Source organism: Paenibacillus pasadenensis (genome assembly GCF_002864175.1).
Lineage (GTDB): Bacteria > Bacillota > Bacilli > Paenibacillales > Paenibacillaceae > Paenibacillus_O > Paenibacillus_O pasadenensis.
On record NZ_NFEZ01000004.1, the window covers coordinates 2,028,318 to 2,051,186 of the forward strand.

General features: G+C 66.0%; 18 protein-coding genes. 11 read left to right on the plus strand and 7 right to left on the minus strand.

Annotation, left to right across the window (positions count from 1 at the left end; translation table 11 throughout):
* The first annotated feature begins 47 nt into the window (after positions 1 to 47).
* Positions 48 to 2,744, plus strand: a complete 2,697-nt coding sequence (locus B8V81_RS18160) for a glycoside hydrolase family 78 protein (RefSeq protein WP_101808914.1) — start codon at positions 48 to 50, stop codon at positions 2,742 to 2,744.
* A 52-nt stretch (positions 2,745 to 2,796) separates the two neighbouring features.
* Positions 2,797 to 2,988, plus strand: a complete 192-nt coding sequence (locus B8V81_RS18165) for a hypothetical protein (RefSeq protein WP_028597841.1) — start codon at positions 2,797 to 2,799, stop codon at positions 2,986 to 2,988.
* A gap of 129 nt (positions 2,989 to 3,117) precedes the next feature.
* Here the strand turns inward: B8V81_RS18165 and B8V81_RS18170 are convergent, their stop codons facing one another.
* A complete protein-coding gene (locus B8V81_RS18170; protein WP_101808915.1) occupies positions 3,118 to 3,987 on the minus strand; it encodes a protein kinase domain-containing protein in 870 nt (289 codons plus the stop codon).
* A gap of 110 nt (positions 3,988 to 4,097) precedes the next feature.
* Between B8V81_RS18170 and B8V81_RS18175 the strand changes: the two genes are divergently transcribed.
* Together B8V81_RS18175 and B8V81_RS18180 are read left to right on the plus strand one after the other, a co-directional pair.
* Positions 4,098 to 5,228, plus strand: coding sequence for a serine hydrolase domain-containing protein (locus B8V81_RS18175; RefSeq protein WP_101808916.1), 1,131 nt, complete (start codon positions 4,098 to 4,100; stop codon positions 5,226 to 5,228).
* A 188-nt stretch (positions 5,229 to 5,416) separates the two neighbouring features.
* Complete coding sequence (locus B8V81_RS18180) at positions 5,417 to 6,310, plus strand: AraC family transcriptional regulator (RefSeq protein WP_028597844.1); 894 nt, start codon at positions 5,417 to 5,419, stop codon at positions 6,308 to 6,310.
* Positions 6,311 to 6,544: 234 nt separating this feature from the next.
* Here B8V81_RS18180 and B8V81_RS18185 read toward each other — a convergent pair whose 3' ends face one another.
* The 5 genes from B8V81_RS18185 to B8V81_RS18205 all read right to left on the minus strand — a co-directional run bounded on the left by B8V81_RS18185 (position 6,545) and on the right by B8V81_RS18205 (position 12,820).
* A complete protein-coding gene (locus tag B8V81_RS18185) occupies positions 6,545 to 7,936 on the minus strand; it encodes an aldehyde dehydrogenase (protein WP_028597845.1) in 1,392 nt (463 codons plus the stop codon).
* Positions 7,933 to 8,319, minus strand: a complete 387-nt coding sequence (locus tag B8V81_RS18190) for an ArsR/SmtB family transcription factor (protein WP_084136720.1) — start codon at positions 8,317 to 8,319, stop codon at positions 7,933 to 7,935. The genes B8V81_RS18185 and B8V81_RS18190 overlap by 4 nt, the downstream gene beginning before the upstream one ends.
* A 1,401-nt stretch (positions 8,320 to 9,720) precedes the next feature.
* On the minus strand, positions 9,721 to 10,740 hold the full coding sequence (locus tag B8V81_RS18195) for a FecCD family ABC transporter permease (protein ID WP_101808917.1): 1,020 nt from the start codon (positions 10,738 to 10,740) through the stop codon (positions 9,721 to 9,723).
* Positions 10,737 to 11,753 (minus strand): FecCD family ABC transporter permease, encoded by a 1,017-nt coding sequence (locus B8V81_RS18200; RefSeq protein ID WP_101808918.1) that lies wholly within the window; start codon positions 11,751 to 11,753, stop codon positions 10,737 to 10,739. Before B8V81_RS18200 ends, B8V81_RS18195 begins: the two co-directional genes overlap by 4 nt.
* A gap of 101 nt (positions 11,754 to 11,854) precedes the next feature.
* Positions 11,855 to 12,820 (minus strand): iron-hydroxamate ABC transporter substrate-binding protein, encoded by a 966-nt coding sequence (locus B8V81_RS18205; protein ID WP_028599460.1) that lies wholly within the window; start codon positions 12,818 to 12,820, stop codon positions 11,855 to 11,857.
* Between the two features lie 193 nt (positions 12,821 to 13,013).
* Here B8V81_RS18205 and B8V81_RS18210 point away from each other — a divergent pair, with 193 nt between their 5' ends.
* Both B8V81_RS18210 and B8V81_RS18215 read left to right on the plus strand, forming a co-directional pair.
* Positions 13,014 to 14,087: an NAD(P)/FAD-dependent oxidoreductase gene (locus B8V81_RS18210; RefSeq protein ID WP_244912793.1), complete on the plus strand. Its 1,074-nt coding sequence runs from the start codon at positions 13,014 to 13,016 to the stop codon at positions 14,085 to 14,087.
* 206 nt (positions 14,088 to 14,293) lie between these two features.
* Positions 14,294 to 16,087 carry a methyl-accepting chemotaxis protein gene (locus B8V81_RS18215; protein ID WP_101808920.1) on the plus strand — a complete coding sequence of 598 codons (1,794 nt, stop codon included), beginning with the start codon at positions 14,294 to 14,296 and terminating at the stop codon, positions 16,085 to 16,087.
* 318 nt (positions 16,088 to 16,405) lie between these two features.
* Here the strand turns inward: B8V81_RS18215 and fabV are convergent, their stop codons facing one another.
* Positions 16,406 to 17,593, minus strand: a complete 1,188-nt coding sequence (gene fabV / locus B8V81_RS18220) for an enoyl-ACP reductase FabV (RefSeq protein ID WP_028599464.1) — start codon at positions 17,591 to 17,593, stop codon at positions 16,406 to 16,408.
* A 211-nt stretch (positions 17,594 to 17,804) separates the two neighbouring features.
* On the opposite strand from fabV, the gene B8V81_RS25360 reads away from it, so the two are divergent.
* From B8V81_RS25360 to B8V81_RS18240, 5 genes are all read left to right on the plus strand, one after another.
* The gene (locus B8V81_RS25360) at positions 17,805 to 17,951 is read left to right on the plus strand and encodes a hypothetical protein (protein WP_164820197.1); all 147 of its coding nucleotides are present in this window, start codon (positions 17,805 to 17,807) and stop codon (positions 17,949 to 17,951) included.
* A gap of 132 nt (positions 17,952 to 18,083) precedes the next feature.
* Positions 18,084 to 18,842, plus strand: coding sequence for an SDR family NAD(P)-dependent oxidoreductase (locus B8V81_RS18225; RefSeq protein ID WP_028599465.1), 759 nt, complete (start codon positions 18,084 to 18,086; stop codon positions 18,840 to 18,842).
* A 162-nt stretch (positions 18,843 to 19,004) separates the two neighbouring features.
* Positions 19,005 to 20,120: an endospore germination permease gene (locus B8V81_RS18230; protein ID WP_101808921.1), complete on the plus strand. Its 1,116-nt coding sequence runs from the start codon at positions 19,005 to 19,007 to the stop codon at positions 20,118 to 20,120.
* A complete protein-coding gene (locus B8V81_RS18235) occupies positions 20,117 to 21,637 on the plus strand; it encodes a spore germination protein (RefSeq protein WP_101808922.1) in 1,521 nt (506 codons plus the stop codon). The genes B8V81_RS18230 and B8V81_RS18235 overlap by 4 nt, the downstream gene beginning before the upstream one ends.
* Positions 21,630 to 22,808 (plus strand): Ger(x)C family spore germination protein, encoded by a 1,179-nt coding sequence (locus B8V81_RS18240; protein WP_180968486.1) that lies wholly within the window; start codon positions 21,630 to 21,632, stop codon positions 22,806 to 22,808. The genes B8V81_RS18235 and B8V81_RS18240 overlap by 8 nt, the downstream gene beginning before the upstream one ends.
* Positions 22,809 to 22,869 lie beyond the last annotated feature (61 nt).

A 22,869-nucleotide genomic window follows, 5' to 3' on the forward strand; every position in this document is an offset into this window, starting at 1 on the left:
AAGCTGACGGTAGCAAGTAAGCGCTGCCTAAAAGGGGAGAGAATTCAATGGCCATCATCGACGTGCATGGATTGACCTGCAACAACCGCATCGACCCGCTCGGCATCGACGATCCGAGCCCGTCCTTCAGCTGGAAAATCAAATCGGAGCGCAGGGGCTGGCTGCAGCAGGCTTGGCGCATCCAGGTCGCGGTTGCGGCTGGAGGGGAGGAGTTCGCGGACAAGGACCTCGTCTGGGACAGCGGCCGCCAAGAGGGCGGCTCCTCGCTGCATGCGCGGTGCGAAGGAGCGGCGCTGCAAGCCTGCACGGCTTATGTCTGGCGAGTCAAGGCTTGGGGAGTCGACGGCGAGGAGTCGCCGTGGAGCGAGCCGGCGCGCTTCGAGACCGCCCTGCTCGGCGATGCTCCGTGGAGCGGAGCGCGCTGGATCTCGCATCCGCTGCCGGCCGACGAGGAAGGCAAGGAGCCGGCCGCCTGCCTGCGCCGCGAGTTCCGGCTCGACCGGCCGATCGCCTCGGCCCGGATCTATGCGACGGCGCTCGGCATGTACCGGCTGCTCGTGAACGGCGAGCCGGCCGACGACGCCTGCCTGCATCCCGGCTGGACCAGCTACGCCAAGCGGCTGCAGTACCAGACGTACGATGTGACGAAAAAGCTCCGCTCGGGCGGTAACGCTCTCGGCATCCTGCTTGGCGACGGCTGGTACAAGGGGAGGATCGGCTGGGGCGAATGGCCGATCTACGGCCGCGAGCGCGCGGCGCTGGCGCTGCTGCGCATCCGGTATGCCGACGGCACCGAGGAGACGATCGGCACGGACGGCAGTTGGAAAGGGAGCGACGGCGCGATCCGCGCTTCGGAGATTTACGACGGAGAGCGCTATGACGCGAGGCGGGAAAAGAAAGGCTGGGCGCTGCCCGGCTACGACGACGCGGACTGGACGGCGGCCGCGCCGATCGAGCCTGCCGCCGGGCGGCTCGTCGCGCAGGAGAGCGAGCCGGTGCGCGTCGTCGATACGATCGTGCCGGTCTCGGTGCTGACGACGCCGAGCGGCGAGACAGTGCTGGACATGGGCCAGAACATGGTCGGCTGGGTCCGCTTCACCGTCCGCGGGAAAGCCGGAGCCGCCGTCACGCTGAGCCATGCCGAGGTGCTGGATGCGGCCGGCAATTTCTATACCGACAACCTGCGCTCCGCGAAGCAGCTGGTGACGTACATCTGCTCCGGCGAAGGGGAAGAGACGTTCGAGCCGAGCTTCACGTTCCAGGGCTTCCGCTACGTCAAGGTCGAGGGCGTCGCGCCGGAGCAGATTCCGGGCCGCTTCATCGGGTGCGTCATCACGAGCGATCTGCGGCCGGCAGGCCGGTTCCGCTGCTCCGATCCGCTCGTGAACAAGCTCGTCGACAATATCGTCTGGGGTCAGCTCGGCAACTTCGTCGACATCCCGACCGACTGCCCGCAGCGCGACGAGCGCCTCGGCTGGACCGGCGACGCGCAGGCGTTCGTGCGAGCGTCGACGTACAACCGCGACGTGCTGCCGTTTTTCGCCAAGTGGCTGCGCGATCTGGCGGCGGACCAGCTGCCGGACGGCGGCGTGCCGTTCGTCGTGCCGGATGTGCCGGGCGTCGGCGCGAGCTCGGCGGCTTGGGGAGACGCTGCCGTCATCGTTCCGTGGGTGCTGTACGAGCGCTACGGCGACAAGCGGATGCTGGAGGAGCAGTATGCCAGCATGAAGGCTTGGGTCGAGTATATCCGCGCTCAAGGCGAGGACGAGTTCTTATGGAATACCGGCTTTCATTTCGGGGACTGGCTCGGTCTCGACGCCAAGGAGAACAGCTATGTCGGGGCGACGCCGCGCGATCTGATCGCGACCGCGTTTTACGCGCATGCCGCCGGCCTGCTCGCCAAGTCGGCCGCCGTCATCGGCAAGGCGGACGATGCCGCCGGATACGGCAAGCTGCGGGAGCAGGTCGAGGCTGCTTTCCGCAAGGAGTTCGTCACCCCGAGCGGCCGGCTCGCGGCGCCGACGCAGACCTCCTATGCGCTGGCGCTCATGTTCGACCTGCTGGAGCCCGGCCAGCGGCAGCAAGCGGCGGACCGGCTCGCCGCGCTCGTCGAGGAGAGCGGCCATCAGCTGACGACCGGGTTTGTCGGCACGCCTTACCTTTGCCATGTGCTGACCCGCTTCGGCCATGCCGAGCTGGCCTACCGCCTGCTGGAGCGCCGCGAATATCCGTCGTGGCTGTATCCGGTCACCAAGGGAGCGACGACGATCTGGGAGCATTGGGACGGCATCAAGCCGGACGGCAGCTTCTGGAGCCGGGACATGAACTCGTACAACCATTACGCCTACGGAGCGGTCGGCGACTGGCTGTTCGGCTCGGTGGCGGGCATCGACGCGGACGAAAGCGGACCGGGCTACCGGAGCATCCGCCTCCGCCCGGTGCCGGGCGGCACGCTTTCGTTCGCCGAAGCGGAGCTCGACTCGCCGTACGGTCCGATCCGCTCCGCCTGGTCGCGCCGCCCGGACGGCGGCTTCGCCTACGAGTTCGAGGTGCCGGCGGGCGCGACCGCGCGCGTGTGCTTGCCGGGCGCGGCGGAGGAAGGATCGACCGAATCCGGCCGGCCGGTGCGAGAGGCCGAGGGCGTATCGGAGGTCGTTCAAGCGGACGAAGGTCTGGAGCTTCGGCTCGGCTCCGGCACGTACCGCTTCGAGACGCGAGCCGCCGGCGCGCAGGCAGCCGTCTGAAACCAAGCCGCTTTTTCTTCGTAGAACGGGAAAAAGCGAGGAGGAATGATTTATGATCCGACGTCTGCTGGAACGGCTGCTCGGCTCGTCCCGCCATCGGAAGCCTTACGGCGGCTACAAGCGCTACAGCTCGAGCAGCGGCCGCAGGGGCTACAGCCATAAGCGCTACAGCTCCTCGGACCGCAAGTACGGGCATGGCCGCGGCCACGGCTACTACAAGGGCCGCAAGCATAGCTCAAGCTGAGGAGGCCGCCCGCCGATCGGCGATCCAAGAAGGCCGGCCCGAATCTCCGCGATGCGGGGGTTCGGGCCGGTCTTTTTGTCCGATCGGGCGGGCGGCGCCGGCTTGAGCGGCCGTTATCGTCCGCTGCGCTCAGCGAGCCGCGAGCATCCGGTCCAGCTCCTCCAGCAGCTCCGGCACGCCGCTCAGCGGCGGGCCATCGGAGCCGAGCAATCGGCGCAGCAGCCGGCGCGCCTGCGGGGTCAGCTCAAGCTCCTCTTCCCAGCCTCGCTCGGGAGCGCCGGGCGCGGGCTCGTAGGAGGAGTAAAGCAGGAACAGCAGCAGCTCGCCGAGATCATGCAGGTCGGAAGCCGGCTCGGCCGGAGCGCGGCGCCGGTCATGCTCGTCCGCGGAGGCGAGCGCGAGCGGAGGCTCGCCGATGCGGCGGGCGAGCCCGAAGTCGATGAGGGAGAGGCTGTCTCCGCTGGCGAATCCGGCCCGCGCTGCGCTGTTTGGCGCTCCGAATTCGCTGCTGGATAATTTGGCCAAAACATTCGGGATACGCACGTCCAGATGGACATAGCCGCTCTTGTGGACATGGCCGACGATCTCCGCCAGGCTGCGGACGAGCCGCAGCGCCTCCGCTTCGGAGAATGTCCGTCCCTGCTCGAAGATCCAATCCTCGAGCGTCACCCCCGCAGCCAGCTCGCTCGCGAGAAACAGCTGCCCCCGCTCCTCCAGCAGCGCGAGCGCGCGCGGAATAGCCGGATGGTCCAGCCGCTCCAGCATGCCGGCTTCCCGGCGGAGCAGCTCGCGGGCGGCCGCGCCTTTGCTCGGCTTGGCCTGCTTGAGAGCGGCCGGGCGGCCGCGCAGCAGGTCGGTGCAGCGATAGGTCAGGCCGTAGCTGCCGATGCCGAGCAGCTCGTCGATCCGATAGCGGCGGCCGACGATGACGCCGCCGCGCAGCGGACGGTCGAGCCAGTCGGCGAGCAGCCTTTTTCCTTGCAGAAGCAATCGGTTCATCGTACCTCCCGGCTAGGCTGGAATGCTTTCTATACGTCTCTCAGCCGAAAAGGGTTCTGCCGTCCGCGAGGATCCGGTACAATGGAGGCAAGCAAAAGGAGGAATCGCCTATGTCGGAAAAATCGGAAGACGCTGTTTTGGAGCGGCTGCTGAAGCCGCTGCGCGAGGCGGTGGAGCGGAAATGGACGCCGGGAGCCGCGGCCGCCGTTCATGTCCGCGGAGCAAGCTGGAGCGTCGCGGTCGGGGCGACTTCGTCCGAGCCGCCGGACGCCCGGCCGGTCGGAGCGGATACGCTTTACGACTGCGCTTCGCTGACGAAAGTGGCCGCGACGCTGCCGCTGACGCTGCGGCTCGCGGCAGAGGGACGCCTCCGGCTGGACGAGCCGGCGAGCCGGCTGCTGCCGGAGCTCGCCGCCGGACCGTCCTGCGGCGTGACGATCCGCCAGCTGCTCGCCCACACCTCCGGGCTGCCGTCCAGCGAGAACCTGCACTCGCCGCCGGCGCCGCTGGCGGAGGCGCTCCGCCGGATCGCGGCCCGCGACCTGCGCGCGGAGCCGGGGACGTCGGCCGTCTATAGCGACATCGGCTTCCTGCTGCTCGGCGAGCTGGCCTCGCGGGCGGCCGGCCTGCCGCTGGACGAGGCGGTCCGGAGTCTCGTCTGGGAGCCGCTCGGAATGGAGCGGACCTCCTACGGCCTGCGCGCGGAGGAGCGGCCAGTATGCGCGCCGACCGAGCGCGATGCCGCGAGCGGCCGCTTCTGGCAAGGCGTCGTGCATGACGAGAACGCTCGCGCGCTCGGAGGCGTCGCTGGCCATGCGGGCATGTTCTCGACGGCGCAGGATCTGCTGCGCTATGCCGCGATGTGGCTGGGTGAGCCGCCGGCCGGAGCCGCTGCTTCCGGCGACGCATCGGCGAGCGCAGCTGCCGCGGCGGAGGTGCTGCCGGAGCCGATCCGCCGCGAGGCGCTGCGGCTGCAGACGTCCGGGCGGGACGAGGAGCGGCGCGGCCTCGGCTGGGTGCTGCGCGGCGACAAGGCGGACTGCTTCGGCTCGCTGGCGAGCGGCAGCGCGTTCGGCCATACCGGCTTCACCGGAACGAGCCTCATGGTCGATCCGGAGCGCGGCCTCGCCGTCGTGCTGCTGACGAACCGCGTCCATTTCGGGCGCGGCGTCGACCTCGGTCCGCTGCGGCGCGAGTTCCACGACGCCGCCTGCCGGCTCGCCGACGAGCTGCCCGGCTGAGCGTCGAAGCGCTTGCGCCGGCTCCGGAGCCGGCGCAAGCGCTCCGACGCCGATCCGCATCCGGCTCCACCCTTTATGCGGCGCTGGCGGCGCCTTCGTCCGAGCGTCCCGATCCGACTTTTTCGGAACCGTGCCGGTCGGGCGCTCTCGTCTTGCAGTCGCTATCCTAGGGAAAGGAAAGGAGGTCCATCGGCATGCTGGAAGCCTGGAACCTGGCGCTCGACGATCTGGAGGAACGCCTCTTCGCCGGCGAACAGATCGACCTGGCGCGGACGGCGCGGATCGCGCTCTGCTCGGAGCATCACTTCAAGCGCATGTTCTCTTACTTGTCGGGAGTCCCGCTTGCGGAGTACATCCGCCGCAGGCGGCTGACGCTGGCCGCGGATGAGCTGCGGCAGCGGGGGGCCAAGGTCATCGACGTCGCCGTCAAGCACGGCTATGCGTCGCCGGACGCCTTCGCGCGCGCGTTCCAGGCGCAGCACGGAGCGACGCCGAGCGAGGCGCGCTCGGGCGGCGTCCAGCTGAAGGCGTTTCCGAGGATGACCTTTCACTTGAGCTTGAGAGGCGGCATGGAGATGAAGGTGCGGATAGTTGAAAAAGGAGCGTTTCGGATCGTCGGCCTCGGCCGGCGGGTGCCGATTCAATTTGAAGGCGTCAATCCGGCGATTCAGGAGATGTGGGGCAGCTTGACTCCGGAAGGCGTCGCCGAGCTGAAGGCTCTCAGTGACGGCGAGCCGTCCGGACTCGTCAGCGCATCGACGAATTTTTCCGAGGAGCGCATGGAGGAGAAGGGCGAGCTCGACCATCATATCGGAGCGGCCACGACAAGGAGCGCGCCGGCAGGCTGGCAGACGCTGGAGGTGGCTTCGTCGACATGGGCGGTGTTCGAGGCGGTCGGTGCGTTCCCGGCCGCGCTGCAAAACGTCTGGGGACGGATCTACTCCGAGTGGTTCCCGTCCTCGGGCTATGAGCTTGTCCCGGGACCGGAGATGCTTTGGAACGAGTCCGCGGACACGTCCAAGCCGGACTATCGCAGCGAGATCTGGATCCCGGTGCGACGGCCGGCAGAGGCGCGGGGCTGAGCGGGCGGCGGGAAAGCCGCGCGGCTCGGCGGGAAGGCAAGGCGTAGGCATAGGCAGGCGGGCGAGGGGCAGCCGCTTTCCTTGTCGGCTATTCGGCCACTTGGCCCTCTTGCAGACGAAAAGAAGACCGGAGCGCCCGCTCCGGTCTTTTCGGCGATCCGCCGCCGTTTCGGCGATCCGCCGCCGTTTCGGCGATCCGCCGCCGTTTCGGCGATCCGCCGCCGTTTCGGCGGCCTAGCCGAGGAATTTTCGGATCATGTTCATCTTCTCGGGCGTGTACGGCGGGAACGTGAGGCTGCTCGCGAACCGGAAGCTGCGGCGCACGACGCTCTTGCGGTGGGAGAACAGCTCGAAGCTGTGCCGCCCGTGATACGCCCCGATGCCGGAAGGTCCGACGCCGCCGAAGGGCAGCTCCGGGTTGATCAGATGCATCATCGTGTCGTTCACGGTGCCGCCGCCGAACGAGCAGCGCGCGATGACCTTCTCCACGGCTTCGTCGTCCTTGGTGAAAAGATACAGCGCCAGTGGCTTCGGCTTGCCGTTCACGAGGCGGATCGCCTCGTCGACGCTGTCGATGCCGATGATCGGCAGCACCGGTCCGAACAGCTCTTCCTCCATCGCCGCCGAGTGGTGGAAGTCCGCGTTCAGCACAGTCGGCTCGATGTACAGCGTCGCGCGGTCGATCCTGCCGCCGAAGACGATGCTCTCGCGATCGCGCTCCAGGATGTCCGCCAGCCGGTCGAACTGGCGCTCGTTCACGATCCGGCCGAACTCGGCGCGGGACGGATCGTCGCCGTAGAAGTCGCGGACCGCCTCGCGCATCTGGCGGATTAGCTCCTCCTTGATCTCCTTTTCGGCGAGAATGTAGTCCGGAGCGACGCAGGTCTGGCCGGCGTTCATCAGCTTGCCCCACATGATGCGCCGGGCGGAGATCTTCAGATCCGCGGTGCGGTCGACGATGACCGGGCTCTTGCCGCCGAGCTCCAGCGTGACCGGCACGAGATTTTTGGCCGCGGCCTGCATGACGATGCGTCCGACCGGCACGCTGCCGGTGAAGAAGATGTAGTCGAACGGCGACTCGATCAGCGCCGTCGTCGTCTCGCGCTCGCCCTCCACGACCCGGACGAAGCCCGGCTCGAACGTAACGGCGATCATGTCGCGGATGACGGCGGAGACATGGGGCGTGTTCTCGGACGGCTTGAGCACGGCGCAGTTGCCGGCCGCGATGGCGCCGACGAGCGGCTCCACGAGCAGCTGGATCGGATAGTTGAACGGCCCGATGATGAGCGCGGTGCCGTACGGCTCGCGGTAGATGCGGCTGCGGGCGGGGAACTGGAACAGCTTGCTCCCGGTCCGCTCCGGCTTCGCCCAGCGGCGCAGCTTTTTGGCGGTGTCCTTGATGCTGGCGAGCGTGAAGCCGATTTCGCTCATATATGCTTCGGCAGGGCCTTTGTGCAGATCCTTGAACACGGCATCGAGCAACGGCTGCTCGAACTTGCGGAGCGCGGCGGCGAGCCGATGCAACTGCTCGATTCGCCAGTCGATCGGGCGGGTGGCGCCAGTATCGAAAAAGCGCTTGTGCTCGGCGAGCATCGCCGCGACCTCGGCAGGGGTGACGGGCTTCATGATCGTTCCTCCTTGTCGGATGGGGTGTCGGATGCGTTGGGGGATCGAGCTGGCGGAACGGATGCGCCGCCGGCTCCGGGAGCCAGGCATTCGCGCTCGACCGTCTCCAGCAGCTCGCGCAGCAGGGCGGCAGGCTCTTCGAGCCGCAGCGAGTAGATCCGCTGCGTGCCCTGCTGCTCGCAGGCGAGCAGGCCGGCTTGCAGCAGCAGCTTGAGATGATGGGACACGGCGGGCCGGCTCAAGCTGAGCCGCGCGGTCAGATCGCTTACGGACAGCGGGCCGTTTTCGTGGAGATGCAGCAGGATGTCCTGCCGATGCGGATCGGACAGCGTCTGGAACACCGGCAGGCACTGGCGGAACAGCTGAATGGCGAGCTTGCCCATGGCAGAGCCTCCTTAAGGTAGAGAAAGTCAGGCTTATACGTTGATGCGTTTAAACTCTTCGACCATTTTAGTATAGCGGACGGCTGACGGAGCCGCTACTCTCCGCCTGAAGTGCAGGGGAGCCGCTCTTACGAGCGGCTGAAAAGGAGTCTGACCGGGGGAGTTGCGCGGAAAAACCGAGTTGCTGAGCTATACGTGATGGGCACGGTGCGCTTGAAGGAGCGGCGGGGCGCTCTACGCGCGGAAAAACTGTGCGTAGCCAGCGCAGGAGTCGCGACGCGGCGCCCTACGCGCGGAAAAACTGTGCGTAGCTGGCCCAGGAGTCGCGACGCGGCGCCCTACGCGCGGAAAAACTGTGCGTAGCCAGCGAAGCCGACGCGACGCGGCGCTCTACGCGCGGAAAAACTGTGCGTAGCCAGCGCAGGAGTCGCGACGCGGCGCCCTACGCGCGGAAAAACTGTGCGTAGCCGGAGCAGGAGTCGCGACGCGGCGCCCTACGCGCGGAAAAACTGTGCGTAGCCAGCGAAGCCGACGCGACGCGGCGCTCTACGCGCGGAAAAACTGTGCGTAGCCGGAGCAGGAGTCGCGACGCGGCGCCCTACGCGCGGAAAAACTGTGCGTAGCCAGTGAAGCCGACGCGACGCGGCGCTCTACGCGCGGAAAAACTGTGCGTAGCCAGCGCAGGAGTCGCGACGCGGCGCTACACGCGCGGAAAAACCGTGCGTAGCTGGCCCAGGAGTCGCGACGCGGCGCTCTACGTGCGGAAAAACTGTGCGTAGCCGGAGCAGGAGTCGCGACGCGGCGCCCTACGCGCGGAAAAACCGTGCGTAGCTGGCCCAGGAGTCGCGACGCGGCGCTACACGCGTGGAAAAACCGTGCGTAGCTGGCCCAGGAGACGCGACGCGGCGCCCTACGCGCGGAAAAACTGTGCGTAGCCGGAGCAGGAGTCGCGACGCGGCGCCCTACGCGCGGAAAAACTGTGCGTAGCCAGCGAAGCCGACGCGACGCGGCGCTCTACGCGCGGAAAAACTGTGCGTAGCCAGCGAAGCCGACGCGACGCGGCGCTCTACGCGCGGAAAACCTTGCGAGATGTACATACGAAAAGAGAGCGGCTACAAAGTCCGCTCTCTTCAGGGCATTTACTAGATGGTGTGGGGCGTTCAGCAGGAGCGGAGGGGACGGAAACCTCTTGGAGAAGCGGGAGCGGTTCCCTTGAAGGCCGGATTCCTTCCGTTTCGGGAAGGGAGATCAGAGGAATCTGGGCTTCAGCGGAATCGGAAAGAGGTTCCGTACCCGGAGCGCAGCCAGCGGCCAGCCGAACTGGAATTGCCGTACCCGGAGCGCAGCAGCGGCCAGCCGAACCGGAATTGTCGTACCCGGAGCGCAGCGGCCAGCTCCGGACTAGGAAGTCGTCCGCCGAAGCAGCAGGTAGACGAAGTAAGGCGCGCCGATAAAAGCGGCGACGACGCCGGCGGGCACGCCGTTCGGGTCCGCTAGATTGCGGCCGATCGTGTCGGCGGCGAGCAGCAGCCAGCCGCCGATCAGCATCGCGATCGGCAGCGACAGCTGGTTGCGCGGGCCGACGAGCGCCTTGGCGATATGCGGCGCCATGAGCCCGATGAAGCTGATGCCGCCTGTCACGGAGACGGAGGAGGCGGCGAGCGCGACGGCCGCGATGAGCAGCCAGATGCGCTCCTTCTGCACCGGCAGGCCGATGCCGACGGCGACCGGCTCGCTCAGCTCAAGCAGGTTGAGCTGGTTCGCTTTGTACAGCGTGAACGGGATGAGCAGCAGCAGCCACGGCAGCAGCGCCCAGATGAACACCCAATCGGTGCCCCAGATGCTGCCGGACAGCCATTTGGCGATGAAGTCGACCTTCTCGCGGTCGGAGACCGAGGAGATGACGACCGTCATGATGCCGGAGATGGACAGGGAGAAGCCGACGCCAATGAGCACGAGCCGGACCGGATTCAGTCCTTCGCCCTTGCGATACGAGAATAGATAGATGAAAAAAGCGGTCAGCATCGCGCTGGCGAAGGCGACCAGCGTGAGCAGATAGACGAAGCTGCCCGGCTCGATCGGGGCGAACAGGAAAAATACGGCGACGCCGAGGCCGGCGCCGGTGTTGATGCCGATGATGCCCGGATCGGCAAGGTCGTTGCGCGTCACCCGCTGCAGGATCGCGCCGGAGAGGGCGAGGCCGACGCCGGCCAGGAAGGTGATGGCGATGCGCGGCAGGCGGATCGAGAAGAGCACGAACTCCTCCTTGCGCGAGCCGTCGCCGAACAGGACGGGCAGCACCCGTTTGATGCCGAGATTGGAATAGCCCCAGCTGGCGCTGACGAGCATCGTGACGGCGACGAGCAGCAGCAGGACGATCAGCGCGATGCGCTGCCGCCGGCGCGCGAGCGATTGGATCATCGGAACGCGCCTCCTTTCCGATTGACGATCCAGAGGAAGAACGGCAGGCCGAGCATGGCGACGATCGCCGTGAGCGACGTCTCATACGGCGAGTTGACCGTGCGCGCGAACGTATCGGCGAGCAGCAGCAGCGCGGCTCCGCCGACAGCCGACACCGGCAGGACGAAGCGGTAGTCCGGACCGACGATCGCGCGCGCGACATGCGGCACGAGCAGTCCGACGAAGGCCATGTTGCCGACGAGCGCCACCGCGGCGCCGGTGAGCAGCACGACGACGACGAACAGCAGCGTCTTCGCGAGCGCGGTATTTTGGCCGAGGCCGGTCGAGACTTCCTCGCTCATGCTGAGCACGGTGAGCTGGCGGGATAGGAGCAGCGCCCCCAGGATGCCGGCTCCGATGAACGGCGTGACGAGGGCGAGCTGCTTCCAGGTCGTGCCGATGACGCCGCCGGCGTTCCACAGGTTGACCTGCTGCGAGATCTTGAAGTGCAGGCTGACCGCGTCGGAGGCTGCGAACAGCAGCGCGGAGATCGCGGCGCCGGCGAGCACGATGCGCAGCGGCGAGAAGCGGTTGCTGCGGGAGGCGCTGATGCCGAAGACGAGCAGAGCGGCGGCCGTCGAGCCGATGAAGCAGCCGATCATGATGCCGATGTAGCCGATGTTCGGAAACAGCGCGATCGTCAGCGCGAGCATCAGGTTCGCTCCGGCCGTCAGGCCGAGCAGGCCGGGATCGGCGAGCGGATTGCGCGTCATGCCCTGCATGACCGCGCCGGCTACGGCGAGCGCGGAGCCGACCGCCATGGCGGCCAGCTCGCGCGGCAAGCGCAGCTCGCGGATGGTGAGGACGGCCTTTTCTGAGGAGGAAGTGAACAGGGCCATCAGCACGTCGCGGAAGCTGGTGTCGGCCGCGCCGAAGGTGAGGGCGAAGAAGAAGCAAAAGGCGAGAGCGACGAGCGAGGCCGCGAGCTTCCAGCCGAAATAAGCGCCTCTTCGCCGGGACAATGGTTGCTGCATGGGGGAACCTCCTTGATCGATCGTCCGGCGGTTCGAGCCGGTCGGCTAAACAGCGAAAGGAACCCTTGAACGAGCAAGAGTTCCAGTCGGATCATCCTTGGTCAGTTGCCGAGGAAATGGGATTTGAAGAAGTCGAGCTGGTAGTCGAGCGTGATCGGATCGTTGAAGTAGAACTCCTTGGCGTTCGCTTCGAACACTTGGCCGTTCTTCACCGCCGGGATGTTCTTGTACGACTCCGTCTGCTGGAACGCGTTCTCCTGGTCGAGGTATTTGCTGATGATCAGGTAGTCACCGGCATATTCCGGAAGCACTTCGGCGGAAAGGGCGTAGTACCCGTCCTGAAGCGCCATCTCCTTGACCTTCTCCGGCATGTTCAGCTTCATCGCCTGATAAAGGACCTCGGTGCCGCGGCCCCAGTTGTCGCCGAACACGTACAGCTGCTTGTCGTAGCTCTCGATGACGGAAACCGTCTTGTCGCCGATCTTGGCGCGGATCTGCTCGCCGGCCTCTGCGGCGCGAGCCTTGAAGTCGTCGATCCATGCCTGGGCTTCCTTCTCCTTGTTCAGCAGCTTGCCGATCTCCAGCTGCTGCGTCAGGTAGTCGACCTTGCCGTAGGTGTAGGTCACGGTAGGGGCGATTTCCTTGAGCTTGTCGAGGTTTTTGGTGGTGGACAAGCCGATGATCAGATCGGGATCGAGCTCGATGATCTTCTCGATGTTCTCCTCGCTGATCTCCTCGACGCCGGCCAGATGGTCCTGGTAGCGCGGATTCATCTTGGACCAGCTGTCGACGCCGACGAGCGGCACGCCGAGAGCCATGACATTGCCCGCATAAGAGGCGACGACGATGACGCGCTGCGGGTTCGCCGGCACTTCGATCGGTCCGTTCTCGGACTCGTATGTAATCGTTCCTTCCGTCGCGGCTGCGGAGCCGTTCGCATTCGCCGCAGCGGCATTTTCAGCTCCGGCGGCGCCTTCGTTCGTGCCGGCGTTGGAGCTTTTCTGACCGCCGCATGCAGTCAAGAGAAGGAGGAGCGACAGGATGAGCGGCAGGCATATCTTTTTCAACGATGATCTCTCCCTAAATGAATGATAATGATTATCAATGACGTTCTTCACTATAGAGCCGTCGGCGGGATCTGTCAAGCCTGGAGTCGAAGATGGCGCGAGAAAACCGCCTTGCCGAAGCGGGCGTTGCCAAGGGAGAAAAAAGACGGTAAAGTAAATGAGAATGATAATCAATGGAGCGGGGGGAACCGGATTGAACGGGAATCGCGAAGGTCGGGAAACCGAGGAGCTGTTCGATACGACCATTATCGGCGGAGGGCCGGCCGGGCTCTATTCCGCCTTTTATAGCGGACTGAGAGGGCTGCGGACCAAGATCGTCGAGTATCAGCCTCGCTTGGGAGGCAAGATCCACATCTATCCGGAAAAGATCATCTGGGATGTCGGCGGGCTGACGCCCGTGCCGGGCGCGCAGCTGATCGAGCAGCTTGTGCAGCAAGGGCTGACATTCGATCCGGAGGTCGTGCTCGGCGAGAAGATCGAGCGCATCGTGAAGGACGAGGAAGGAATCTTTCTGCTCGAGGGCTCTTCGGGCCGGATCCACCGCTCGCGCACGGTCATCGTGGCCGTCGGCGGCGGCATCCTCAATCCGCAGCGGCTGCAGATCGAGGGAGCGGACCGCTTCGAGGTGTCGAATCTCCACTATACGGTCAAGTCGCTCAAGCAGTTCAAGGACAAAGTCGTGCTCGTCTCCGGCGGGGGCAACTCGGCCGTCGACTGGGCCAACGAGCTGGTCGCCGTCGCCCGCCAGGTGTACGTCGTGCACCGCAAGGAATCGCTCACCGGCCATGAGGCCAAGGTCGCCCAGCTGCTCGGCAGCTCGGCGAAATGCCTGTTCCAGACGTCGATCACGCGCTTGCTTGCGGAGCCCGGATCGGACCGCATCGGCAAGGTCGAGCTGACCCATATCGCAACGGGCGAGATCGCGGAGGTGGAGGTCGAGGAGGTCGTCATCAACCACGGCTACGAGCGCGACAGCTCGCTGCTCGACAACAGCCCGCTGGACCTCAAGCGCATCGACAGCTTCTACATCGCCGGCAACGGCAGCGGCGAGTCCTCGGTGCCGGGGCTTTACGCCGCGGGAGACATCCTCATGCAGGAAGGCAAGCTTCATCTCATCGCCGGCACGTTCCAGGACGCGGCCAACGCCGTCAACCGGGCCAAGATGCATCTGAATCCCGATGCCGACAGCTACGCCATGGTTTCCTCGCACAACGACGTGTTCAGCGGCCGCAACAAAGAAATCGTCAAGCAGCTGCTGAACAGCTGAACGCCGCTTCGCCGTCATCAAGGCCGTCCGCATCCGCATGCGGACGGCCTTTTTCGCGCGCTTCTACTCTGCGATAAGTCGATAGCGACTTCCTGCTCCTTCCTTTGTTTAACGCTCCGTTGACGATTCGACCGGCTGGTTTTAATCGTCCTTCCGTAGACTTGAGCCACTCGAATGCAAGCGGGACTTCGGAGGAGGAAGACAGAATGCGCATTTTCAGGGGAAGCGGCTGGTCGGACATGCAGACGAGGCTGATCGCGAGCTTCGCGATCGTCTCGCTGCTGCTGGTCGGCCTCGCCGTCTATCAATTCGAGCGGATCAGCCAGGTCCGCAGCTCGATGACCGAGCAGAAGCGGGAGATGGACAAGCGGCTGTCGACCGCGAAGATCAGCCAGTTCCTGCAGGAGCTGGATCGTTTGGAGGGCGAGCTGAAGCGGGAGAACGACGCGGAGCGCATCGAGCCGTTCCGCACGGTCCATCAGGCGATGGAGACGGAGCTGAGACGGCTGGACTTCTCCGGCAGCACCGCCGCGCAGGAGGATCTCGAGGCGCTGCGGACCAAGTCCGGCCATTACGCCGGCGAGGTGGAGAAGATGGCCGCGCTGCTCCTGGATGAAAATGCCGATCCGCTGGAGCTGCTGGAGCAGATGGATCTGCTCCATACCCGCACCGCCGCGGAAAACGTGACGATGCTCGACATCAGCAGCCGGCTGAGCGCGGCCGCCGACCGCAATGCGGGCGCCGCCCAGGCGCTCTCGTTCGAGCGGCTGCAGGACACGCTGACGATGTCGGGCGCTGCCGCGCTGGCGGTCATCGCGCTTACCGTGGTCGTCGCGTTCCTGCTCGTCCGCTCGTTCCGCGCGAGCGTCGGACAGCTGGAGCGGGCCGTCGGAAGGCTCGCCGAGGGCGATCTGCGGGAGCGGATCGGCTCCTCGCGGACGGACGAGCTCGGCCGGCTGAGCCGTCAGTTCGACGTGATGGTCGACCGGGTGCACGGAATGCTGCAGCGGAGCCGCGCCGTGGCCGCTTCGCTGGAGAGCCGGTCGGGCGCATTCCGTGTGTCCGCCGACGTGACGGCAGCGGCGAACGAGGAGATCCTGCGCTCGATCCGGGACATCGCCGCCGGCGCGGAGAGCCAGAGCGAGCTGTCCGAGGAGACGAGCCGGCTGATGGACGGGCTGGGCGCGGATGTGGAGGCGATCGCGGGCCTGGCCGACGGGATGCTGAAGCTGCGCGGCACGGCGGAGGGCGATACGCGGCGCGGACAGGAGACGGTCGGCCGGCTGCGGGAGACGTCGCGGCAGACCGAGGAGAGCATCGCCTGCATGTTTGAGGAGCTGGAGCGGCTGAGCGGATTCTCGAGCCAAATCTCCGGCATTACGAAGTCGATGATCGAGATTTCTTCGCAGACGCATGTGCTGGCGCTGAACGCCTCCATCGAAGCGGCGCAGGCGGGGGCGTACGGCAAAGGATTCGCCGTCATCGCCGAGGAGGTCAGGCGGCTATCGAACCAGACGAAGGAGTCGACGACGGTCATCGGAGGGCTGATCGGCCGGCTGCAGCAGGGCATGGAGCAATTCCGCTCCTCGATGGAAGGCAGCCGCAGCCTGCTCCTGGAGCAGCAGGAGCAGGTCGCGGCGACGCTCGGCAGCTTCGAGGCGATCGGCGGGTCGATGACTCGCATCAGCGCGAGCATCGGCGAGGTGCATGCCCAGGTGGACCGCACGCGCGACGCTTGCGGCGGACTTCGGCAGCTCGCCGCCCAGGTGTCGGGCATCGCCGAGAGCGCGGCCGCGGCGGCGCAGCAGGTGCTCGCGTCGGGCACGGTGCAGGACGAGGAGATCCGCCGGATGGCCCGCCAGGCGGCGGACGTGCACGAGCTGTCGGAGCGGCTGGCGGCGGATATCCGCCTGTTCCTGCTGCGCGAGGAGGAGGGCGAGGAGGCTCGGCCTGACGGAGGGCGGGCTCGGCCGGACGGAGACGGCGAAGCGGCGGCATGAGCGCGGGCAGGGAGAGGACCCCGCCGCTGACGGATAAGGCGTGCGCGGACCCGCGCACGCTCCGGCTTGGCCGGACGCTCCATCCGCCGGTTCCTTGCAGCTCGCGGCAAACCTAAAAGCAGCCCGTCCCTGGCTCCCAGGACGGGCTGCTTCTTCTTAAGCTCCGACCGCGCTCAGCGGGCCGACGGGATGTCGACGATAGGATCGTCGCCGGGCGCCGCTCAGCGCGCCGACGGGATGTCGACGATAAGGATCGTCGCCGGGCGCCGCTCAGCGCGCCGACGGGATGTCGACGATGGGATCGGCGCCGGGCAACGCTCAGCGGGCCGACGGGATGTCGACGATGGGATCGGCGTCCTGCTCGTAGTCGACGCCGGCCGTTTCAAAGCCGAACAGCTGGAAAAACTCCTTGCGGTAGCCTTCGAGATCGGTCCGCTCGTCGATGTTGGAGCTGTCGACCTCGGCCCAGATGCGCGCGACCTCGTCCTGCACGTCTGCGCGCAGCTCCCAGTCGTCGATGCGAATGCGGCCCTTCTCGTCGAGCGGGGTGCCGCCATCCGCATACAGCAGCTCGAACAGGCGCGCCGTCTGCTGGATCGTATTCTCGTGCAGGCCTTTGTCCTTCATGACCTTGTACAGCGCCGACACGTACAGCGGCACGACCGGGATCGCCGAGCTGGACTGGGTGACGAGCGCCTTGCTCACGCTGACGTAGGCGCGTCCGCCGAGCGGAGCGAGCTGCCGCTGGAGCTCCAGCGCGGTCGCCTCGAGATCGTCCTTGGCCTTGCCGATCGTGCCTTCCCGGTAGATCGCCTGCGTAATCGAGGAGCCGATGTAGGAGTAGGCGATCGTGACGGCGCCTTCGGCGAGCACGCCGGCCTGCTGCAGGCGGGTGATCCAGCGCTGCCAGTCGGCGCCGCCCATGACGGCGACCGTCTGCCGGATGTCGTCGTCCTCGGCCGGCTCGATCGTCACCTCGCTCACTTCGCCGGTGTGGAAGTTGACGGTCTTGTTCGTATATGGATCGCCGATCGGCTTGAGCGTGGAGGAGAACGTCTCTCCGGTGTCGGGATCGGTGCGGCGCGGAGCGGCTACGCTGTAGACGACGAGGTCGACCTGGCCGAGCTCCTCGCGGATCGTCTCGATGACCTTGTCCTTGGTCTCGTCGGCGAAGGCGTCGCCCGTGACGCTGATGGACGTCAGGCCAGCCTCGGCGGCCTCGCGCTCGAAGGCGGCGGAGTTGTACCAGCCGGGAGATGCGGTGCGCTTGTCCGTCGCGGCGGACGGACGGAAGACGCCGACGGTCGCCGCGCCGGCGCCGAAAGCGAGGGCGATGCGGGCGGACAGGCCGTAGCCGGTCGACGCGCCAAGCACGAGGGCGCGCTTGGGTCCTTCCAGGCGTGGCTGCTGCTGTATGTACTCGATCTGCTCGCGGACCTGGCGCGCGCAGCCTTCCGGATGCGCGGTCGTGCAGATGAAGCCGCGTGTTCTCGGTTTGATGATCATGATCAGGCATCCTTTCTCCTAGCGGCGGGATCGAATGGTTGGGAAGCGGCGGATGCCGGCATCCGACTTTCATTGTAAGGGATTCAGGGGAAAAGGGAAACCTTGCGGACGCGCCTGATGGAGAAGCGGAGGGAGGGGCAAGCTACCGGATGCGGCGCGGCGGCCCTGCGGGGACCGCCGGATCAAGCCCGCGGAAGGAGGCGGATGGAAAATGGCCAAAGGCGGCAAGATCAGCCTCGACAGCAAGCAGCAGTCGCTGGCGCAGCGGTCCAAGGAAGCGGAAAATCGGGCCGCTGCCGGCAGCGACGAGAACCGCAATCAGAAGGGACATGTTCCGAACCAGCCCTCGACCGGTTAAAATGGAGGCAGGACGGGCCTTGGCCCCGGACGCTCGGCCGGATGCCGGCCGATAGATCCGGAGGGCAGCGGGGTATAGAGGTAGATACCCCGGGCGGCTTGGCGGCCGGCCCGAAGCGAAAGGATGAGAGCGATGGAGAGCAGGCGGACGGAGACGGACAGGACGATCATCACGGGAGCGGGCTCCGGCATCGGCAGGGCGCTCGCTCAAGCCTATGCCGGCAAAGGGGACGAGGTGCTGCTCGTCGACCGCAGCCACGAAGGGCTGGAGCAGACGCTGCGGCTGATCGAGGCGGCAGGCGGAAAAGCGCAGGTCCATGTGGCGGATCTGAGCCGCCCGGAAGCAGTGAAGGAGCTGTTCGGGCGCGTCCGGGAAAGCTGGGGCGCGGCCGACGTGCTGGTGAACAACGCCGGCATCAGCGCCTTCAAGCCCCTCTGGGAGCTGGAGGTGGAGGAATGGGACGTCGTGCTGGATACGAATCTGCGCGGCACGTTCCTGTGCAGCCGCGAGGCGGCCGTTCTGATGCGGGAGAAGGGCGTGCGGGGACGGATCGTGAACATCGCCTCGACGCGGGCGTTCATGTCCGAGCCCGACTCGGAAGCGTACGCGGCGTCCAAGGGCGGCATCCTCGCGCTGACGCATGCGCTCGCGCTCTCGCTTGCTCCGCACGGCATCCGGGTCAACTCGGTCAGCCCCGGCTGGATCGAGACCGGCGACACGGCCAAGCTGAGCGTCCGCGACCATGAGCAGCATCCGTCCGGCCGCGTCGGACGTCCGGACGACATCGCCCGCGCCTGCTTCTATCTGACCGATCCGGCCAACGATTTCGTCACCGGCGAGAACATTACGGTCGACGGCGGCATGACGCGCAAGATGATCTATGCCGAATAGGCTCGGCTCTTCGCCGAGTCCGCGGCCTGGCCGCATCATTCAAAAGCCTTCCCGCCCGGCGCTGCCGGAGCGGGAAGGCTTTTTGAATTGAAGCCTGCCGGCCTCGCTTTTGGATATTCCTGCCGATAGAGGGATAATCTAACCCCAAAAGGAGGGGATCGCATGCAGGCCGCGAACCAGATCGGCCGCTTGCCGGCCGTGTTCATTCTCGTGCTGTCGGTCGGACTCGTCAATCACGTCCTGATCTTGCCCATTATCCTTCGTGTCGCCGGCCGCGACAGCTGGATCAGTCCGCTGCTCGCCTGCGTGCTCGGCGTCCTGTGGATATGCCTGCCTGTCTACGGCACGATGAAGCGGCTGCGCGAGCCGTTCTGGTCGGCGGCGGAGCGGACGCTCGGCAAGGCCGGCTCATGGGCGCTGAAGCTGCCGGTGCTTGTCGTGCTGCTGGCGACCGCATTCAATTCGCTCATCGACACCATTTCCTGGAGCAAGTCGACCTATCTGCCGGCTACGCCCAATTTCATGTTCGCGATCTGCCTGCTCGGCGTCTCGCTTTATGCCGTCTCCAAAGGGCTGCGGACGATCGCTTTCGCCTCATGCGTCCTGCTGCCGTTCGTCGTCTTGTTCGGAGACTTCGTCATGGGAGCGAACATGCCGCATAAGGACTACCAGTTCCTCAAGCCGTTCCTCGTGCAGGGATTCACCCCGGTGTGGCACGGGGCGCTGCTTGCGGGCTGCTCTCTCGTCGAGATCTACATCCTCGTGCTGTATCAGCACCATATCCGGCAGAAGTTCGCCTTGTGGCAGCTCCTCCTGCTCATGGTGGCGCTCGTGCTGCTGACGATGGGGCCGCTGCTTGGAGCGATCACGCAGTTCGGGCCGACCGAGGCGGCCAAGATGCGCTATCCGGCCTTCTCGCAGTGGCGACTTGTCCAGATCGGCAAGTACATCGAGCATCTCGACTTCTTCGCGGTCTACCAGTGGCTGTCCGGGTCGCTCATCCGCATCGCGATCAGCCTCTATCTCGTCCAGGAGCTGCTCGGGATCCGGCGGCCCAAGGCGAAGGCGGCGTACGGCTGGCTGCTGTTCGCAGCGCTGACCCCGCTGGCCCAGCTGGTCACGGACCATATGATTCCGTATCGCGAGCTGATGGTGTATTATTTCCCGGCATCCGGACTGCTGCTGCTGCTGGTCAGCCTGGGCAGCTGGCTCGTGGCGGCGCTGGCGCGAAGCAGCCGTTCGAAGCCGGCTGGCGGAAGCAAAGGAGGACAGACATGACCCAACAAGGAAAATCGGGCAGCCGGTCGGCGTTCTCGGTCGGCCGCGCGCGCGGCAGCGGCCAGGACCGGTCCCGGGAGCGGGACGGCGTCCGGCGCCGCCGCTGGACGAAGGAAGAGCTGCTGGACAAGCTGGAAGGCTGCGGCGACGTCGAGATGCTGGATTCGGGGCTGATGACCGAGCAAGGCGGGCAGAAGGATGTCGTGCTGCTGTATTGTCCGAACCTGATCGACTCCACGCTGTTCCAGCTGTCCGTGCTGAGCGAGCTCAGGCAGCATGGCGGCCGGATCGTAGCCGGCTCGGACACGAAGCTGCTCCATTTCGATCCGGCGGACGAAGTCCAGAACCTGTTCGAGGCTCTGTTCAGCGGAGCGGTGCTTATCCTCGCCGGCGAGGGGGAGGAGCAGCGGATCTACCTGTCGGACATCGCCAACCTGTCGGTCCGGCAGCCCGACGAGTCGGTCATGGAAGTATCGCTCAAAGGGCCGCGCGACGGCTTTGTCGAGAACATCCAGCAGAACATCAGCCTCGTGCGCCGGCGGCTGAAGACGCCGGACCTGCAGATCGACCTGCTGACGGCGGGAAGCGAGTCCCGCACGCAGATCGCGCTTCTGTTCATGGCGAGCCTCGCCGAGCCGGCGATCGTCGAGAGCGCGCGGCGCAGGCTGGAGAACATCGCCGATTCGGTCGTCTCCATCGAGAGCAGCACGCAGATCGAGGCGCTTGTCTCCGACGGCAAGGGAAAGATGTTCCCGCTCGTCCACTACAGCGGACGCCCTGACTTCGTCGCCTCGTCGCTGATGGCCGGGCGCATCGCGATCCTCGTCGACGGCAATCCCGCCTGCGTCATCGCGCCGGCGGATCTCGCCTTCCTCCTCAAGTCGCCCGAAGACCTGCACATGCCGTACTTCTATGTCTCCCTGGAGCGGACGCTGCGCTTCATCGGGCTGTTCCTCAGCCTGTTCGCTCCCGGCTTCTGGATCGCGCTCTGCTCGTTCAACACGGACCAGATCCCGTTCAACCTGCTGGCGACGATCTCCACTTCGCGCAGCGGACTGCCGTTCTCGAGCACGATGGAAATGTTCCTCATGCTGACGATGTTCGAGCTGTTCCGCGAGGCTGGGGTGCGGCTGCCGCGGGCGGTCGGGCAGACCGTGTCGGTCGTCGGCGGGCTGATCGTCGGCAACGCGGAGATCGAAGCCGGCCTCACGTCGCCGACGATGCTCGTCGTCGCCGCCGTCACCGCCGTCGCGACGTTCTCGCTCGTCAACCAGACGCTGAACGGGACGGTCACGGTGCTGCGTTACGCCGTGCTCGCCGCGGCCTCCGTGCTCGGCATGTTCGGCTTTTTCATCAGCCTGCTGGCGATCGTCGTCCATGTGTGCTCGCTGGAGTCGTTCGGCCGCCCCTACATGGCTCCGCTCGCGACGATGGAATTCAAGAACATGCTGCCGAGCTTCCTGCAGCTGCCGTGGAAGAAGCGCAGGCTGCAAGGCGGAGGCGGAAGCCATGACTAGCCGGCGCGCCTCCCGCGCCGCCTGGCTCCGGCTCGTCGCGGCGCTGCTGCCGGCGCTGCTGCTTCAGGGATGCTGGGACGAGATCGACATGACCGATCAAGGGTACGTGTCGGCGCTCGGAGTCGACTACGTCGACGGCCAGTATGTCGTCTACACGCAGCTGATCCAGTTCAAGGCGATCGCCAAGCAGAAAGGCGCGGGTCCCGGCAACGGCAACGTATGGGTGGGAACCGCCAAAGGAAAGACGCTGCTGACCGCGATGGGCAACCTGCAGCGGACGAGCCAGTTCGTCCTCAATATGGAGCACCTGAAGGCGATGATCGTCCACGAGCGGGCGCTGCCGCTGATGAGCGACATTCTCGACGCGAACAACCGCCAGCGGGCTTCCCGCTATACGACGCTCGTCTTCGGCACGCGGGGGCCGATCGCCGAGCTGCTCCAGACGGAATCGTTCTTCGGCTCCTCGCCGCTGCTCAGCGTGCTGTACAACCCGAGCAGCCAGTACGCGCAGAGCAGCTATATCCGGCCGATCAGCATGCAGGAGCTCGTCCGCTTCCTCGACGAGGAAGGCTTCACGGCGATGCTTCCTTCCCTGAAGCTGGACAAAGGCAATTGGCTGCAGTCCGACCGGGAGCTGAAGGTGCAGGCGTACGACGGGCTGTTCGCATTCAACCACCGCAAGTTCAAGCGGTTCCTGCCGCTGGAAGACACGGAGGGCTTCCGCTGGATCGATCCTTCCTTCCTGCAGTATGTGGTGAATACGAAATCGAAAGAGGACGGGGGAGACGGGGACAAGCAGGGCCAGCCGAACGCGAGCGTCAGCATCACCCGCTCCCGGCCGCGCGTCAGCATGGACGTATCCGATGGGGAACCGCATTTCCGGATGGAGGTGAGCTTGGAGGGCCATGTCGTCGAGCTGGACGGCAATCTGGACGAGCAGGAGATCACGCGGCAAGTGGAGGAGGCGATCCGAAGCGAGATCATGGACACGTTCCGCAAAGGCTGCGAGACCGGCGTCGACGTGCTGCTGCTCGGAGATAAGCTGTATCGGGACGACTACCCGTTCTGGAAGCGGCTCAACAGCGGGCGGGAATGGATTCCGAAGCCCAGCCAGCTCGAGGCGGTAGTGAAGCTGGAGCTCATCCACACGGGCAAATTCAACCTCAGCTGACCTGCGGCGTGCAGGCGGACAAACAGTCCGCAGGACAAGACGGCGCATAAACTGTTCTATC